A 15,584-nucleotide genomic window follows, 5' to 3' on the forward strand; every position below is an offset into this window, starting at 1 on the left:
GGGCCCACCCGTCCGGGTCTACTGGGAGGGCCCGTGGTCTCGGCCAGCTCGACCGACGGCCCCGCCGTTCTTCCGGAGGCTCGCCGCTGATGACGGCTCGAACGCCTGTGGGGCGAGCCTACGCGGCCGACGAACCCCGGGGCCACCTGGTTCCGGGGTAGGTTCGGGACCCATGACCGAGCGCCAGGTCCCCGGCATGTGGGTCGACCCCGGCGACGACCCGCGCGACACCGGCAGCACCCCGCACGGCGAGAAGGCTGTCCTCGAGGAGTACCTGGACCACTTCCGGATGACCCTGGAGCTGAAGTGCGACGGCCTCGACGCCGAGCAGCTCGCCGAGCGCAGCGTGCCTCCGTCGAGCATGTCGCTGCTCGGGCTCGTGCGGCACCTGGCGTCGGTGGAGTTCCACTGGACCCGTCGCTTCATCGAGGGCCGGATGGAGCTGCCGCGCCCGTTCAAGTCCGCCGAGGACCGCGACCTCGACTTCAACGGGGCCGTCGCCGACGACGCCGTGGTCGCCGAGGCCTGGGACGCGTGGCACGCCGAGGTCGCGCACGCCCGCGAGGTCTACGCCGGCATCGACGACCTCGGCACGCTCGTCGGCCCCGAGGGCGACCGGTCCGAGGTGCGGGAGACCGTCGTACACCTGATCGAGGAGTACGCGCGCCACTGCGGTCACGCCGACCTGCTGCGCGAGCGCGTCGACGGCCGCACCGGCCAGTAGGCGCGACCGATCCGTAGACTCCCCGGGTGGGCGACGGGGTGGACGACGCGAGCGGGACGACGGCACACGGCTGGGGACTGGCCACGGTCGTCTCCGAGGGCCCCGGCGCCGCGACGGTGCTGGACTGCTGGTTCCCGGCGCCGGTGCTGGGCGACGGCCCCGGCGACGGCTCGGTCGCCCCGGAGGCCCTGCTGCGACTCGCGGGGGACCACGTCGCACGCCGGGTGCGCACCGAGGTGCGTCGGGTCGAGATCGAGCTGGCCGAGCCACCTCGAGACGTGCCCGACGCCTATCTGCGGCTGCACCTGCTCTCGCACCGCCTCGTCCGGCCGCACGGACTCAGCCTCGAGGGCATCTTCGGGGTGCTCGGCACCGTGGTGTGGACCAGCGCCGGCCCGTGTCCGGCCGACGACTTCGAGACGACCCGGATGCGCCTGCGCGCGGCCGGACCGCTCCAGGTCCTCGGGGTCGACAAGTTCCCTCGGATGACCGACTACGTCGTGCCGAGCGGCGTCCGCATCGGCGACGCCGACCGGGTGCGCCTGGGCGCCCACCTGGCCGAGGGGACGACGGTCATGCACGAGGGCTTCGTCAACTTCAACGCCGGCACCCTGGGCACCTCGATGGTCGAGGGTCGGATCACGGCCGGCGTGGTGGTCGGCGACGGCTCGGACGTCGGAGGTGGGGCCTCGATCATGGGCACCCTGTCCGGCGGCGGCAAGCAGGTCGTCGCCATCGGCGAGCGGTGCCTGATCGGCGCCAACGCCGGCATCGGCGTCTCCCTGGGCGACGACTGCGTCGTGGAGGCCGGCTGCTACGTCACGGCCGGGACCAAGGTGACGATGCCCGACGGGCGGGTCGTGAAGGCCGTCGAGCTCTCCGGTGGCGACAACCTGCTCTTCCGCCGCAACTCGGTGTCGGGAACCGTCGAGGTCGTGCCCTGGCGAGCCGGCGGTGTCGCTCTCAACGAGGCGCTGCACCAGAACTGACCGCCCCTGGATCGGACCGGACCTGATGAGAATGGCCAAGCGCGTCGCCGCGGTCGCCGTCCCCGTCGGCCTGGTCGTCGGCGGGGTCGCCTACGGCATCTCCCGGCACTCGTCGAAGGACGAGAAGACGCTCGGCGAGTGCACGACGCACGTCAGCGGCCTGACCGTGGTCCTCACCGACGCGCAGGCGCGCAACGCCAGCCTGATCTCGGCGGTCTCGGTCCGGCGCGGGATGCCGGCCCACGCCGCCACGATCGGACTGGCGACCGCCCTCCAGGAGTCGAAGCTGTACGACCTGCGCGGTGGCGACCGCGACTCGCTGGGACTCTTCCAGCAGCGGCCGTCCGAGGGCTGGGGCACCCGTCAGCAGGTCCTCGACCCGCTCTACGCCACCAACGCCTTCTACGACGCCCTGGAGAAGGTGCCGGGCTGGGAGACGCTCGCGGTCACCAAGGCGGCCCAAGACGTGCAGCACTCCGGGTTCCCCGAGGCCTACGCCTCCTACGAGAAGGACGCGCGGGCCTTGGCCTCGGCGCTCACCGGCTACTCCCCTGCCGCCTTCTCCTGCCACCTTCCGGCTCCCGCGGGCCGCGCGACCCCGAGCGTACGGCGCGCCGAGAGCCTGCGCCGGGCGCTGCGGCCGGTGTTCGGGCCGGTGTCGGTCAGCGTCGGCGCGGACGGCCGGCTCGCCGTCGCGTCGGGGACGGTTCCGCGCGGGTGGGCCCTCGCGTCGTACCTGGTCGCCCACGCCCAGACGCTCCACATCGGGAGGGTGGGCTACCGCGAGCGCGCGTGGACCGCGGGCAGCTCGCACGGCTGGGAGCGCGCGTCGTCCGGCTCGGCGACGGATTCGGTCGTCATCGACTGACCCGGCCCAGCACCCGGTCTCTTTGCCGAAACTTTGCCATCGAAACGCGCCGCCGCACCGAATATCGCCCTACGCTTTTCCCAACCAGTGCAGAGCCCGGGGGGGCTTTGGGGGCAAGAGCCGGGGGCTCGGGGGGGCAGTCATGCACGGATCAACTCTGTTCACAGTCGGTACGGCGCTGCGACGCGCGGAGGACAACCACCTGCCGGTGGAGGTGCTCGTGCACGGGCAGTGGCTTCGCGGGAACGTCGCCGGCCTCGACGGCCACGGCCTCATCCTGAGCACGCACGCCGAGCACTCCGTGATCCGCCTGGACTCGATCTGTGCGGTGCGCATCCCGGAGACGATGCCCGACGCACCGGTCGCCGAGACCTTCGACGAGCAACACCAGCTCGCGATGGCGGCTCGCGAGGAGGATGGCTCCTTCGCCATGCCGGGGGCGGCTGTCTAGGACGCCCTGAGCGCATCGAGGCGGCGAGCAGCCGCCTCGATGCGCTCGTCCGTCGCCGTCAGCGCGACGCGGACGTGGCGCGCTCCGGAGGCGCCGTAGAAGGTCCCGGGCGCGACGAGGATGCCCTCGTCGGCGAGCGCCGCGACGGTCTGCCAGCAGTCCTCCTCACGCGTGCACCACAGGTACAGCGCCCCCTCGGAGTGGTCGACCCGGAACCCGGCGGCCTCGAGCGCCGCTCGCATCGTCGTGCGACGGGCGAGATAGCGCTGCCGCTGCTCCTCGACGTGGTCGTCGTCGGCGAGCGCCGCGGCCATCGCCGTCTGCTGCGGGCCGGGCTGGATCAGGCCGAGGTTCTTGCGCACCGCCACCAGCTCGGCGACGACCGAGCGGTCACCGGCCACGAAGCCGCAGCGGTAGCCGGCGAGATTGGACCTCTTCGACAGCGAGTGCACGGCGAGGATCCCGTCGTGAGTCTCGCCGCACACGTCGGGATGCAGCACCGAGACCGGCCTCGACCCCGCCTCCCACCCGAACTCGAGGTAGCACTCGTCGCTGACCAGGAGGGTGCCGCGCTCACGGCACCAGTCGAGGACCTTGCGCAGGTGCGCGGTGGGGAGCACCCGGCCGGTGGGGTTCGCGGGCGAGTTCAGCCAGAGCAGGGCCGGCCGTTCAGGTCCGAGACTGGTCAGCGAGTCGGTGGCGACGGCGCGGGCACCCGCCAGAGCCACCCCCACGGCGTACGTCGGGTAGGCCAGCGCGGGGAGCACGACCAGGTCGCCCGGTCCGACACCCAGCTGCACGGGCAGGGCGGCCACCAGCTCCTTGGTGCCGATGACCGGGAGCACGCCGTCGAGCCCGAGCCCGCTGACGCCGTGACGACGCGCCAACCAGTCGACGGCGGCCTGTCTGGTCTCGGGCAGCCCCACGGTCTGGGGATAGCCCGGTGAGTCCGAGGCGCCCTCCAGGGCCCGCCGTACGACCTCGGGCGTGGGGTCGACCGGCGTGCCGATGGACAGGTCGACGATCCCGTCGCGATGGGCTCGCGCCCGGTCGGCGTACGCCGACAGCTGGTCCCAGGGGAAGTCGGGAAGGCGCCCTGAGACGTGGCCCTCCCTCTCAGCCACCGGCGAGGGTCACTCGTCGTGCTCTTGGGGCGGCAGCGCCGCGACCAGCGGGTGGTCGTGGTCGACCTCGCCCAGCTTGGCTGCCCCGCCCGGGGAGCCGAGCTCGTCGAAGAAGTGGACGTTGGCGTCGTAGTAGCCCTTCCACTCCTCCGGGGTGTCGTCCTCGTAGAAGATCGCCTCCACCGGGCAGACGGGCTCGCAGGCACCACAGTCGACGCATTCGTCGGGATGGATGTAGAGCATCCGCTTGCCCTCGTAGATGCAGTCGACCGGACACTCGTCGACGCAGGCCCGGTCCTTGAGGTCGACACACGGCTGGGCGATGACGTAGGTCACCAGATCCTCCTGAGGCACGCGTTGCTCTGTCAGGCCCAGCCTAGTATCAAGCGGTGGCTCATCCCGCGACCGCCCACGGCCTGGGCCCCCATGTCGTCGGCCAGCGAGTCGTGGTACGCCGGGTGCTGCCCGGCGAGACCGGCCCCTCCGGCGGGCCGGCGATGACCGACGTGCTCGGGACCTTGACGTCCTGGGACTCCGCCACCTGTGTCGTGGCGACCGACTCCGGCCCGGCGGTGACCATCCCGCTCGCCGACCTGGTCACCGGCAAGCCCGTCCCGCCGCGCGGGTCCGTGCGTCAGCGCGTGTCGGCGCGCGAGGCGGAGGTCCGTGCGCTGCCGCTGTGGGTCTCGCCCGCGACCGAGCCCCTCGGCGAGTGGGTGCTCCGGCTGGTCGAGGGCGAGCGCGGTCGGGGCTCGAGACGGGCCAACTCCTGCCTCGCGATCGGCGACCCGGGCCTCCCGCTGGCCGACGCGGCCCGTGAGGTCGTCGACTTCTACGCCGCCCGGGGCCGGGTCGCGACCGCCCAGGTCGAGGAGGGCTCGGACGTCGAGCGCGCTCTGGTCGGGGCCGGGTGGCGCGAGGGCGAGGCTGAGGACGCGCCGTACCTCGTCGGCTCGCTGGTGATGGCGCTGCGTGCGGCCGGCTCTGCCGACGAGGTCGAGGTGGCGGTCGACGACACGCGCTTCCTGGCGACCGTCTGGCTCGACGGTGTCGAGGCGGGGCGGGTGCGAGCCGAGCTCAACGGCGACTGGCTCGGCGTGCACGGGCTGCGGGTCGACGCGTCGCGTCGACGCGGTGGGCTGGCCCGACGGCTGATGGCCGGGTTGCTCACCGCCGGAGCCGAGGTGGGCGCGGCAACCGTCTGGCTCGAGGTCGACAGATCCAACACGCCCGCCTGGATGCTCTACGCCGGGCTGGGTCTGCGCGAGCACCACCGGTGCCGCTACCTTCACGCCCCCGACGCCGCCACGCAGCCGTAGGGAACCGCCGGGCCGCCGGCCAGGGCGACCGCGAGCGGCCGGAGCGGCCGCGTCAGACGAGCACCTCGTCCCGTCGGGCGGCAGCGTCGCGGGCGGTGAGCAGCTCGTCGAGACGATGGTGCGCCTCGGCGTACTCGCCCTCTCCCACGGCGGCGTCCAGCCTCGAGGCGATCGCCCGGAGCGTGGCCTCGATCGAGGCGACGTCGTCCGGGATCCGCCGCGTCAGCAGCAGCTTGAGTGCTTGGTGCCTGGTCATGCCGAACCCCCCTTCTCAACCCCACCCCATGCGTACCCAGTTGTACGTCGGCTCAACCTCCGCGCGCCACCCCTACCTGGGTCGCAGTGTGAGCGACTGGGAGCTCGTCCCGACCGGGCCGGTCTCGTCGTGCACGACGCTCGTGGTCAGCCCGACGCCGCCCCGGCCGAAGGAGACGGTGGTGTCCAGCCCGAGCCACTCCCCGCGCGGCTGGTCGAAGAAGTGGGCGGTGAGGTCGATGTTCGGGAACAGCACCTCGGCCGGGTCCGCGCGCACGGCCATCCCGTTGGCGATGTCGAGCAGCCCCGCGAACCTGCTCATCGGACTGACGGGCTCGCCCTCGACCAGGTCGGTCGAGGTCCGCACCCACACCCGGGCCCGGCCGGGCGCCTGCTGGTCACGGCGTACCTCGGCTCCGGCGATGAAGCCGCCACGCCACACGCTGGTCGCGTCCCAGGGCTCGGTCTGCTCGGGTCCGGGCAGCCCCGGGTGGCCCGAGCCGCTGAGGTCACGCGTGTCGCGCCGCTGCATCAGCCAGGCGCGCAGCCGGACCGACGGCCGGCCGTGGGCGGCGAGCACGGCTTCGACCAGCTCGATGGTGCGTCCGGCGCGCAGGACCGCGACGTCGACGTCGACCTCGTCGATCGGCACGGTGCCGAGGATGTCGTAGCTCAGCCTGGTCACGACCAGGGTGTCGTCGCGCCGCCGGTCGCGGTCGACCTCGACGACGTGCGCCAGGAGCCCGAGCGCCGGCGCGATGTGCTGGGTGTCCGGCTCCCACGCACCGCCGGTGTGCTCGGTGGCTCGGAAGCGACCTTCGCCGAGGCGCTGGAAGTACGCCGCTGCCACTACGCCCGCCGCGCCTTGACCACGACGTCGCGCATCGTCACCTCGGCATCGGCGCGGCGTACCTGACGGGAGCGGGTCTCGGCGGTCTCGACGCGCCACTCGCGCGGGTCCAGCACGGCCGCGACGGCGACGGGATCGATGGCGGCGTCCTGTGGCGCGTGTGCCGCCGCGTGGCTGTCGTCGTGGTCGTGGCCGGCCACGAGCAGCGTGCCACCGGGGGCCACGCAGTCGGCCAGCCGCGACACGAATGCCTCGAAGGTGGTGTCGGGATGGACGTACTGGCTCACGACCAGGTCGAACGGGCTCGCCGGCTCCCACGTCGTCACGTCGGCCACCAGCCAGGTGACCCGCCCCGCGACGTCGGGGGCCTGCCTGCCCGCCTCGGTCCGAGCGCGGTCGACGGCGGTCGCCGAGATGTCCAGCGCCGTCACCTCCCAGCCCTGTCGGGCCAGCCACACGGCGTCCGCGCCGGTGCCGCACCCGGCGTCGAGCGCGGTGCCCGGACCGAGCCCGGTCACCTCGGCCACGAGCTGGGGACCTGGCTCGTGGCCGCCCTGCTCCGCGGCCTGGTAGTGCTCCTCCCACCAGTCGCCGGTGAACGCTGCGTGCTCGTGCGGGTCCGCCATCCCCCCATCGTGCCGGACCCGTGCGGTGACTTGGGCCGCGGTGTCGGTGCTCCCTACGATGGTGCCGACCACCGCGGGGTGTGACGAACCCCCTCCACGCCAGGAGCGCAGCGCAGGGTCCGTGCGAGCGACGTGACAGCGAGAGGCCGGCCGCCGAGAGACCGGGCCGGCGAAGGTGTGGTGGCACCGCGACCTTGCCCCCGCCCACACCTCCAGGGCAGTCCTGTGACTGGAGGAAGCATGAGACGTACGCTCGCATCCGCACTGCCCGCGGCCACCCCCGGCGAGGAGGTCCGGCTCCAGGGCTGGGTACACCGCCGGCGAGAGCTCGCCCGGGTGACGTTCCTGGTGCTCCGCGACCGCAGCGGTCTCGCCCAGGTCGTCCTGCCGGCCGGGACCGCCCTGCCTCCGGAGGAGACGCCGGTCGAGGTGACCGGGCTCGCCACGGCCAACGACCAGGCGCCGGGCGGCGTCGAGGTCACCGAGGCGACGGTGGTGGCACTCAGCGACGACGCCGAGACCCCGGCCGTCGAGCTCTGGCGACCCAGCCTCGACGCGAGCCTCCCCACCCTGCTCGACCATGCCGCCACCACCTGGCGACACCCGGTCCAGCGCGCGAAGTGGGAGCTGGCCGCCGCCAGTCTCCGAGGCTTCCGGGAGACGCTGGACGCCGACGGCTTCACCGAGGTCCACTCCCCCAAGCTGGTGGAGCAGGCGACCGAGAGCGGCGCGAACGTCTTCACGGTCGACTACTTCGGCCGGCCGGCGTACCTCGCGCAGAGCCCGCAGTTCTACAAGCAGCAGCTGGTGGGCGTCTTCGAGCGCGTCTACGAGGTGGGCCCCGTGTTCCGCGCCGAGCCTCACGACACGGTGCGACATCTCGCGGAGTACCTCTCACTGGATGTCGAGCTCGGCTTCGTCGAGGACCACCGCGAGGTGATGGCGTGCCTGCGCGACGTCGTCGCCGGCATGGTCGACGGGATCCGGAGGTACGGCGCGAGTGCCGTCGAGCGACTCGGGATCGAGCTGCCCGTGGTGCCGGAGCCGATCCCGCTGCTGCACTTCCGCGACGCCCTCTCGATCGCCGGGGCTCCCGCCGACGAACCCGACCTCAGCCCCGCGCACGAGCGGGCCCTGGGCGAGTGGGCGATGGCCGAGCACGGCTCGGACTTCGTGCTCGTCGAGGGCTATCCCACCGCGAACCGCGCGTTCTACAGCCATCCCGACCCGCAGGACCCGCACTGGAGCCGGGCCTTCGACCTGATCTTCCGCGGCATCGAGCTGGTCAGCGGCGCGCAGCGTCTGCACCGCTACGACGACTACGTCCGCACGCTGGAGCAGCGCGGCTACCCCTACGAGCCCTACGCGACGTACGTCGAGGCGTTCCGCCGCGGCATCCCGCCCCACGGCGGGTTCGCGATCGGGCTCGAGCGCTGGGTCGCACGCCTCGTCGAGGCACCGAACATCCGCGAGGTGACGCTCTTCCCGCGAGACCTGCACCGGCTGGCGCCGTAGCAGGGCCGCACGGCCGCCGCTGACCTGAGCCCCGGTCAGTGGTGATGGTGGTGGCCGGGGTGGTGGCTGCCGCGGCAGGCGACGGCGTCGACCGGCGAGTACCCGACGGTGTACGACGAGGTGTGGTCGAGGTGACCGGCGCGCTCGAAGCTGCGGGTGATCGTGACCCGGAAACCCGGGCGGCCGGGTGCGGGCACGCAGCCGGGCCCCGGCTCGACGTCCCGGCCAGCAGGCACGACGTGGGTGCGCGGCCCGTGCTGTGACGAGACGGTCCACCGCGGCGTCGACCACAAGGACACCGACAGCTCACCGTGCTCGACCGTCGCCGAGACCAGCACGCCGTACCTCGTGTCGTCTCTCACGACGAGGTCCCGGCCGGCCCGGAGGGACGCGTCGCGCCCGACCGGCGCGGAGCCGGTGTAGGACGACCCGGCGGTGTGGGTGGTCACCTGGAGGCCGCCCGTCCAGGCAGCGTTGAACAGCGCGGTGGCCAGGCTGTCACCGGTCGCGCCCGTGGGCGTGGCCGAGCCCAGGTGGCCGCGCAGCGACAGCGACTGGCCCGGCCGTAGCAGCACGCCGTCCAGCCGGCTCGCAGCCGCCTGCACGGCCGCTCGGGCGTCGCGCCGCACCGGCACGCCGTACGAGGAGAGCGTGCGGTGGATGCCGAGACCGCGCGCGTCGGCGGTGGTGAACCTCGCCCGCGCCGGGGTGGGCTGCACCCGGGCGTGACGCCGGGGCGAGGCGATCGCGGCCAACAGCGCCCTCGCCACGTCACGCGAGCTGAAGCTGAGCCCCGGTCTTGCGGGGACGACGCGTGGGTGGCCATGGTCGAGGACGACGGTCGCCGGCTGTGGCCGGTCGCGCGTGGATCCGGCGAGGTCGGACCTCGTCAGGTGCACGAGCGGGCGGGCCTGCACCGCGGGGCGGAGCCGGTCGCCCACCCGGCGGGCGACCAGGAGGTGGCCGTACTCGGCGGGCGAGAGGTGCACGGAGGCCGAGCCGAACCTCAGCGCCACGTCGGAGGCCATCGCGGGGTTGGCGAAGCGCCGGACGAACCGGTGCACGGTCGCGGCGCCGATGGCCGGTGCCGTGGGCGCGAGCCGGAGCACGACCGACGGGTCGTGGCTGAGGTAGGCACCCCAGAAGGCCGCGCCCGCGGCCTTCGGGTCGACCGTGTAGCCGGCGCGCGCCGGTCGCACCTTGAAGCTGTGGCGGCGGAAGACGACGCCGCCGTCGGTCGCGGTGCGACCGTCGCTGACGTCGAGCCGCTGGAGCAGCCGGCCCAGGCGGTTCTGGTCCAAGGTGACGACCGGCTGGAAGGCCACGCCGTCGGTGAAGTAGCTCCAGAGTCGAGCCGGATGCCAGCTCCGCTCCGCGCCGGCCTTGCGGACCGACGCGGCGTAGTCGACGGCCAGGCCCACCTGTTCGGGCCTGACCTGCTGGCTGCGACCGTTGATCACCACCGTGAACGGCATCGAGGCGCGTTGCCGGAGACCCTGCTGGAGGACCTGCGCGGCCGCGGGCGGGCTGTGACCGCCGACGTCGACGCCGGCGACCGTCGTACCCACGGGGACCCTGTCGCCGGCGACGAGATAGGCCGCGACGTACGCACCGCCGGCAAGCATGGCCAGGCCCAGGATCAGCGCGAGCACCACCCGGCCGCCCTCGCTCTCGCGGGCGGGCCAGTCGTCTCGCCGGTTCGGGCGTGCCACGGTAGGAAGGCTAGGAGCCCAAGCCCCGCAACGTAGCCGAAACGCCGTCCCTCCTGTGGAAATCCCGCTGCCAAATCCCCCGCTTCAGCGGGGGAGTTCGCACTTATTGGGGGTTGCAGAGGCCAAGAAGTGTCAAGAACCCCGCTTCAGCGGGGGATTTGGCACCAGCGCGCCTGTGGATGGGGGTGGGGTCCGGGTGGGGTCTGGGAGGGTCAGGGGGTGGCGAAGAGGTCGTCCTCGAGGCCGTTCGGGCCGGGGGCGGGCGTGCCCTTGGCGATCCGGTAGGACTCGATGGCGAGCACCTCGTTCCCCACGTGGTTGGAGAGGGCGAAGAAGGGCCCGTCGACCTCGATCTGGGTGCGGTGCGCCAGCAGCGCCGCGACCTTCTGATCGGCGTACGCCGAGCCGTCGATCTCCGCGACGAGGTCGGCGTCCGGGGTGGCCATCGGCAGCGGCCCGTCGGGGTCGAGCCCCTGGAAGCTGGTCGTGTCACCGGCATCGCGGATCGCCCGCAGGCTGCGCCGCCAGCGCGACTCCGACATCGCCTGCCAGTAGATCTTGGCGATCTCCCAGGGCTCCCCCAGGTCTCGGCGGTACGACGGCACGGCCGCGAGCTGCGCGGCGTACATCGCCACCCGGTGGGCTTGGATGTGGTCGGGATGGCCGTAGTTGCCGAACTGGTCGTACGTCGTGAGCACCTGGGGCCTGACCTCGCGGATCACCTCGACGAGCAAGGTCGCGGCCTCGGTCAGGTCGGCGTTCCAGAACGCGTTCGCCGGCAAGTCCTCGCCGACGGTCGCGTGTCCGTCCTCGTGCCAGGCCATCCCGGAGTCGCTGTACCGCCCGAAGCCGCCGAGGAAGCGGTGGTCGGCCACGCCCAGCAGCCTCATCGCCTCGGCGAGCTCACCGCGGCGGTGCTCCGCGAGCGTGTCGTCCTGGTCGTGGGCGAGGTGGGCCAGCTCGGGCACCAGCACCTCGCCGCGCTCACCGCCGGTGCAGGTGACCAGCGTGACCCCGGCCCGCTCCGCGGCGTACTTCGCCATCGTGGCGCCGGTGCCGATGGTCTCGTCGTCGGGATGGGCGTGGACCAGGAGCAGGCGTCGCGCCGGGAGGTCGCTCATGCGGTTCACCCTAGGAGGAGCCCGCGCACGCTCGACAGGAAGGGGCGGTCCGGCTCGAGCCAGTCGACGTCGTCCAGCTGCTCGCGGCCCAGCCAGCGCAGCGAGTCGTGGTCGACGCCCGGCTCGGGGCTGCCCTCCGAGACCCGGCAGACGGCGACCCTCAGGGCGAGCCCGGTCGTCCCGATCGGAGCGGAGCCCGGCAGCCAGTGCACCACGGCGATGCTGCAGCCGAGCTCCTCGCGGATCTCGCGGATCAGCGCGGCGTCCGGTGACTCCCCGGCCTCGACCTTGCCGCCCGGCAGCTCCCAGCGTCCAGCAGCCTCCGGCGGAGCGGTACGGCGTGCGGCCAGCAGCCGACCCTCGTCGACGACGGCCGCGGCCACGACCAGGGGCGGAGTCCCGGTGGGAGAGGCGTCGTGGCGGGCGGGCCGCTCCGCGGACGAGGTCGACGCCGGGATCGGCAGCGTGCCCCGGGCCCGGCCCACGAGCCCACCCACGAGCCCCCGGACGCCCGCGGAAGCCCGTCGAGACACCTACATCCCCCTGCCCACGACCGCATGCCCGAGCCGGACTCTAGTTCCTGCTACAACGGCGCCCGCCAGTGGACGGAGGTCGCGTCCACGGCGTCAAGGTAGCCCCCGACCAGCGCCCCCGAGGCCTCTGAGTCCGCCCGGTTCGTCTCCCGGGTGACGTTGTCGCCTCTGGCCACCGCGTACGGCACCATGTCCCCTGTGACGACGCGCCAGCCCCGTTGGGTCTACGACGAGGGCAGCGACCCCGACCCGCGGTTCAGCCTGGCCAACGAGCGAACCTTCCTGGCCTGGGTGCGGACGGCGCTGGCGATGTTCGCCGGCGGGGTCGCGCTGCACGCGCTCGCCGTCCCGGCCACCGACTGGCTGCGCTCGCTGCTCGTCGTCGTGCTGATCGGGGTGGGTGGCCTGGTCTGCGGCTTGGCCCTCCTGCGCTGGGCGCGCATCGAGCGGGCGATGAGACGTCGGGAGCCGCTGCCGTCGTTCGGCCTCGGGATCGTGCTCACCCTCGCGCTGGTGCTCGTCGCCGCGCTGCTCGTGGCGGTCATGATCTGAGCACCAGTCCAGCGGTCAGGCGACGCGCGGGGCGGTGAGCCGGCGGATCCGGGACCGCAGCCCCGAGTCGGCGTCTCGCGGGCGTCGGATCGGGAGCAGGTGGGTGCGGCCCTCGTGGACGGCGATCATCGTGATCGCCTCCTCGTCGTACTCCGTGGCGAGACGGTCGGCGCGGTCGAGGTCGTCGGCCGCAACGGCGGCGTTCACTGCCGCGACGTAGCCGTCATGCAGGGTGGTGAGATCGTCGATCAAACGGGTCATGCCACCAGTCTGCCGCGCAGACTTGGATCGTTCCAATCCCGGGGCCCCCCGCCCACTGCCCCCTAGCCGGGGGCGGCGGGTGGGCGGCCGCGACGCGGCAGCGGCCCGGCCTTCTTGGGCATTCGGCCGGCCTGGGTCAGCGCCTGCCTCAGCAACATCTCGACATGCGCGTTCAGGCTGCGGAACTCGTCGTCGGCCCACCGCATCAGGGCCTCGTGCACCGCCGGGTCGACCCGCAGCAGGACCTGGCGTCGGGAGCTCACGGCTCGCCGCCTCCCTCGAACGTCATCCTCAGTAGAGCGAGCCGGCGTTCACGATGGGCGAGGGCGGCTGGTCGCCGCACAGGACGACGAGGAGGTTGCTGACCATGCTCGCCTTGCGCTCCTCGTCGAGGTCGACGACCTCGTGCTCGGCGAGCCGGGCGAGGGCCAGCTCGACCATGCCCACGGCTCCCTCGACGATCCGGCTGCGGGCGGCGACCACGGCGCTGGCCTGCTGGCGCCGCAGCATGGCCTGCGCGATCTCCTGGGCGTAGGCGAGGTGGGAGATCCGCACCTCCACGATCTCGACACCGGCCACGGAGACGCGGTTGGCCACCTCGGCGGCGAGCTCACCGGCCACCACGTCGGTGCCACCCCGCAGCGACGTCTCGTTGTCGTCGGCGTTGTCGTAGGGGTGGGTGTTGGCGACGTGGCGCAGGGCCGCCTCCGCCTGGACCGAGACGAAGTTCTCGTAGCTGTCCACGGCGTACGTCGAGCGGGCGGTGTCGGCGACCTGCCAGACCACGATCGCGGCGATCTCGACGGGGTTCCCGTCGTTGTCGTTGACCTTGAGCCGGTTGGTCTCGAAGTTGCGCACCCGGATGCTCACCCGGCGTCGCACGGTCAGCGGCAGCACCCACCAGAAGCCCGCCCGGCGCACGGTGCCGACGTACGTGCCGAAGAACTGCACGACGGAGGTCTGGCCGGGCGGCACGACCACCAGCGAGGTGACCACGATGACGAACGCCACGACCGGGAGCCACAGCCACCCGGACCCGTGGTCCGCTAGCACCCAGACGAGGGCTGCGCAGCCGGCCAGGACAAGCACGCCCAGCCAGCCGCTGACGGCCCATGCCGGACGTTGGGCGATCTCCACGCGGGCACCCTGGTGACCGACGGGCGTGATCGAGGGCTCGGGAGTTGGTGCTGACTGCTGCGCGTCGGACATGGCGTGCTCCTGATCTGGAAAAGTGATATCAAATAGATATCACTTTTGCGGGCCGCTGCCAAGGGGTTCGACTGAAGGTCGGCGGCGACCACCCGATGCCGACCTCCTGAGCAGCTCTTCGTGACGGGCAGAACCTCCCGACCGTCTCTCCCTCGTCGGGATCTCACTCCCGCGTGCCGGGGATGTCCCACCCTGGCTCCGGGACTCGACGCGTGACGAGGGTGGGGCTCGCCGGCCGCACCGGCCGGCTAGAACCGAGGAGCACCTCATGCCCTATCGATACAAGCTGGCCGGCGCCGTCTCGCTCGTCGTCGGAGGGCTCACCACCGTCCTTCAGTTCCTCATCACGCCTGTGAGCGGCGGCGACCTGAGCGGCAGCGAACTGGTCGCCACGGTGACCCGACACCACACCGCGATGGGCTGGGCGCTCGCGCTCGACCTCCCGCTCCTGCTGGCGGCACCGGCTTACCTCTTCCTGGGATCGCTGGCCGGCGCACGCACGTCGAGACTCGCCTCGACCGCGACCGCCTTCCTGTTCTTCCCGTTCGTGGTCAGCTGCCCGCCCGTCTTCGGCTTCGATGGCTTCGCCTTCCTCGCGGGGGCGGATCCGAACAAGGAGGCGATGGCCCATCTCGCGACCTCCTGGCAGGACAGCGCATGGTGGGCGATCGGTCTCTTCCCCTACGTCTTGCTCCAGATCGCCGGCTCGATCATGCTCGGCATCGCTTTCCTGCGATCCAAGCCGGTGCCCTCCTGGGTTGCGATCGGAACGATGCTCTGGCCGGCTCTCGCGGTCGTGGGCATCGAGAGCGGCGTCCGCGCGATCGCGGTGGGCGGATACGCCGTGCTGTTCGCCACGTGGTCCGCCTGCGCCGCCGCGCTCCTGCGCGACAGCGCGACGATCGTTCAGCCGGCCGGCCCGGAACGGGTCGGGATCTCGGAGTGACCACGAACTTGCCGAACTGGAGAGTTGCGGCATGCGTGCCACTACGGAAAGTGACCCGCTGGCGCCGAACCCCCAGGATCCGAGCTCCGTGCTGGAGGCGGCGGACCAGGCCCGCCAGCGACTGGCCGTCCGCGTGTGGCTGCGCACGGGCCTGCGACCGGCACTGGCCGCGGCGATGGCGATCCAGCTGGGGTCCGCCGCCTACGGCGGCGCCTCGCCCAGGATGGTCACCGCACTCGCCGGTCGCGTGCGTAGGGTTCGTCGCGCCGCTGGTCGCCTGCTGATGGTCGAGCTCGACCCACTGATCCACGCCCCGGCCCGACTCCAGCTGGTCACCATGCTCTCGGCGGTGTCGGAGGCGGAGTTCGCCACCCTGCGCGACGTTCTCGAGGTCAGCGACTCGGTGCTGTCCAAACACATCTCGGCGCTGGCCGGAAGGCCCTGCGCGAGCACGTCGCGGCACTGCGCCGGCCGATCGACGTCGTCGAGTGATCGACGAGGGACCGGCCGTCGGATGCGACACTGATTG

Annotated in this window: 20 protein-coding genes; 9 read left to right on the forward strand and 11 right to left on the reverse strand. The window is 72.6% G+C overall.

Features of this window, described 5'->3' with window-relative positions:
• Nucleotides 1-172 precede the first annotated feature (172 nt).
• From VHW64_RS19630 to VHW64_RS19645, 4 genes are all read left to right on the forward strand, one after another.
• On the forward strand, nucleotides 173-724 hold the full coding sequence (locus VHW64_RS19630) for a DinB family protein (protein ID WP_329652264.1): 552 nt from the start codon (nucleotides 173-175) through the stop codon (nucleotides 722-724).
• A 26-nt stretch (nucleotides 725-750) separates the two neighbouring features.
• The gene (gene dapD / locus VHW64_RS19635) at nucleotides 751-1,713 is read left to right on the forward strand and encodes a 2,3,4,5-tetrahydropyridine-2,6-dicarboxylate N-succinyltransferase (RefSeq protein ID WP_329652265.1); all 963 of its coding nucleotides are present in this window, start codon (nucleotides 751-753) and stop codon (nucleotides 1,711-1,713) included.
• Nucleotides 1,714-1,744: 31 nt separating this feature from the next.
• On the forward strand, nucleotides 1,745-2,581 hold the full coding sequence (locus VHW64_RS19640) for a hypothetical protein (protein WP_329652266.1): 837 nt from the start codon (nucleotides 1,745-1,747) through the stop codon (nucleotides 2,579-2,581).
• A gap of 142 nt (nucleotides 2,582-2,723) precedes the next feature.
• The gene (locus VHW64_RS19645; RefSeq protein ID WP_329652267.1) at nucleotides 2,724-3,032 is read left to right on the forward strand and encodes a hypothetical protein; all 309 of its coding nucleotides are present in this window, start codon (nucleotides 2,724-2,726) and stop codon (nucleotides 3,030-3,032) included.
• Here the strand turns inward: VHW64_RS19645 and dapC are convergent.
• Entirely contained in the window at nucleotides 3,029-4,156 is a 1,128-nt protein-coding gene (gene dapC / locus VHW64_RS19650) for a succinyldiaminopimelate transaminase (protein WP_329652268.1), read from the reverse strand. The genes VHW64_RS19645 and dapC overlap by 4 nt on opposite strands.
• 9 nt (nucleotides 4,157-4,165) lie before the next feature.
• The gene (gene fdxA, locus VHW64_RS19655; protein ID WP_329652269.1) at nucleotides 4,166-4,492 is read right to left on the reverse strand and encodes a ferredoxin; all 327 of its coding nucleotides are present in this window, start codon (nucleotides 4,490-4,492) and stop codon (nucleotides 4,166-4,168) included.
• Nucleotides 4,493-4,545: 53 nt separating this feature from the next.
• On the opposite strand from fdxA, the gene VHW64_RS19660 reads away from it, so the two are divergent.
• Nucleotides 4,546-5,475, forward strand: a complete 930-nt coding sequence (locus VHW64_RS19660; RefSeq protein ID WP_329652270.1) for a GNAT family N-acetyltransferase — start codon at nucleotides 4,546-4,548, stop codon at nucleotides 5,473-5,475.
• 52 nt (nucleotides 5,476-5,527) lie between these two features.
• On the opposite strand, the gene VHW64_RS19665 is transcribed toward VHW64_RS19660, so the two are convergent.
• From VHW64_RS19665 to VHW64_RS19675, 3 genes are all read right to left on the reverse strand, one after another.
• A complete protein-coding gene (locus VHW64_RS19665; protein ID WP_329652271.1) occupies nucleotides 5,528-5,731 on the reverse strand; it encodes a hypothetical protein in 204 nt (67 codons plus the stop codon).
• Between the two features lie 72 nt (nucleotides 5,732-5,803).
• Nucleotides 5,804-6,580 (reverse strand): thioesterase family protein, encoded by a 777-nt coding sequence (locus tag VHW64_RS19670; protein WP_329652272.1) that lies wholly within the window; start codon nucleotides 6,578-6,580, stop codon nucleotides 5,804-5,806.
• Nucleotides 6,580-7,206, reverse strand: coding sequence for a class I SAM-dependent methyltransferase (locus VHW64_RS19675; RefSeq protein WP_329652273.1), 627 nt, complete (start codon nucleotides 7,204-7,206; stop codon nucleotides 6,580-6,582). The genes VHW64_RS19670 and VHW64_RS19675 overlap by 1 nt, the downstream gene beginning before the upstream one ends.
• A gap of 240 nt (nucleotides 7,207-7,446) precedes the next feature.
• Between VHW64_RS19675 and aspS the strand changes: the two genes are divergently transcribed.
• The gene (aspS, locus tag VHW64_RS19680; protein ID WP_329652274.1) at nucleotides 7,447-8,721 is read left to right on the forward strand and encodes an aspartate--tRNA(Asn) ligase; all 1,275 of its coding nucleotides are present in this window, start codon (nucleotides 7,447-7,449) and stop codon (nucleotides 8,719-8,721) included.
• 35 nt (nucleotides 8,722-8,756) lie between these two features.
• Here aspS and VHW64_RS19685 read toward each other — a convergent pair whose 3' ends face one another.
• The 3 genes from VHW64_RS19685 to VHW64_RS19695 form a co-directional block, all read right to left on the reverse strand.
• The gene (locus VHW64_RS19685; RefSeq protein ID WP_329652275.1) at nucleotides 8,757-10,433 is read right to left on the reverse strand and encodes a VanW family protein; all 1,677 of its coding nucleotides are present in this window, start codon (nucleotides 10,431-10,433) and stop codon (nucleotides 8,757-8,759) included.
• Between the two features lie 212 nt (nucleotides 10,434-10,645).
• Nucleotides 10,646-11,554 (reverse strand): N-acetyl-1-D-myo-inositol-2-amino-2-deoxy-alpha-D-glucopyranoside deacetylase, encoded by a 909-nt coding sequence (gene mshB / locus VHW64_RS19690; protein ID WP_329652276.1) that lies wholly within the window; start codon nucleotides 11,552-11,554, stop codon nucleotides 10,646-10,648.
• A gap of 5 nt (nucleotides 11,555-11,559) precedes the next feature.
• Nucleotides 11,560-12,087 carry a (deoxy)nucleoside triphosphate pyrophosphohydrolase gene (locus tag VHW64_RS19695; protein ID WP_329652277.1) on the reverse strand — a complete coding sequence of 176 codons (528 nt, stop codon included), beginning with the start codon at nucleotides 12,085-12,087 and terminating at the stop codon, nucleotides 11,560-11,562.
• Nucleotides 12,088-12,285: 198 nt separating this feature from the next.
• Here VHW64_RS19695 and VHW64_RS19700 point away from each other — a divergent pair, with 198 nt between their 5' ends.
• Nucleotides 12,286-12,639, forward strand: a complete 354-nt coding sequence (locus tag VHW64_RS19700) for a YidH family protein (RefSeq protein WP_329652278.1) — start codon at nucleotides 12,286-12,288, stop codon at nucleotides 12,637-12,639.
• A 15-nt stretch (nucleotides 12,640-12,654) separates the two neighbouring features.
• Here the strand turns inward: VHW64_RS19700 and VHW64_RS19705 are convergent, their stop codons facing one another.
• The 3 genes from VHW64_RS19705 to VHW64_RS19715 all read right to left on the reverse strand — a co-directional run bounded on the left by VHW64_RS19705 (nucleotide 12,655) and on the right by VHW64_RS19715 (nucleotide 14,109).
• On the reverse strand, nucleotides 12,655-12,900 hold the full coding sequence (locus tag VHW64_RS19705) for a hypothetical protein (RefSeq protein ID WP_329652279.1): 246 nt from the start codon (nucleotides 12,898-12,900) through the stop codon (nucleotides 12,655-12,657).
• Nucleotides 12,901-12,962: 62 nt separating this feature from the next.
• The gene (locus tag VHW64_RS19710) at nucleotides 12,963-13,163 is read right to left on the reverse strand and encodes a hypothetical protein (RefSeq protein ID WP_329652280.1); all 201 of its coding nucleotides are present in this window, start codon (nucleotides 13,161-13,163) and stop codon (nucleotides 12,963-12,965) included.
• A gap of 28 nt (nucleotides 13,164-13,191) precedes the next feature.
• A complete protein-coding gene (locus VHW64_RS19715; protein ID WP_329652281.1) occupies nucleotides 13,192-14,109 on the reverse strand; it encodes an SPFH domain-containing protein in 918 nt (305 codons plus the stop codon).
• A 268-nt stretch (nucleotides 14,110-14,377) separates the two neighbouring features.
• Between VHW64_RS19715 and VHW64_RS19720 the strand changes: the two genes are divergently transcribed.
• On the forward strand, nucleotides 14,378-15,055 hold the full coding sequence (locus VHW64_RS19720) for a hypothetical protein (RefSeq protein ID WP_329652282.1): 678 nt from the start codon (nucleotides 14,378-14,380) through the stop codon (nucleotides 15,053-15,055).
• 31 nt (nucleotides 15,056-15,086) lie between these two features.
• Nucleotides 15,087-15,581, forward strand: a complete 495-nt coding sequence (locus VHW64_RS19725; protein WP_329652283.1) for a transcriptional regulator — start codon at nucleotides 15,087-15,089, stop codon at nucleotides 15,579-15,581.
• The last annotated feature ends 3 nt before the right edge of the window (nucleotides 15,582-15,584 follow it).

Origin of the sequence: Nocardioides sp. (assembly GCF_036267815.1) — a bacterium.
GTDB lineage: Bacteria > Actinomycetota > Actinomycetes > Propionibacteriales > Nocardioidaceae > Nocardioides.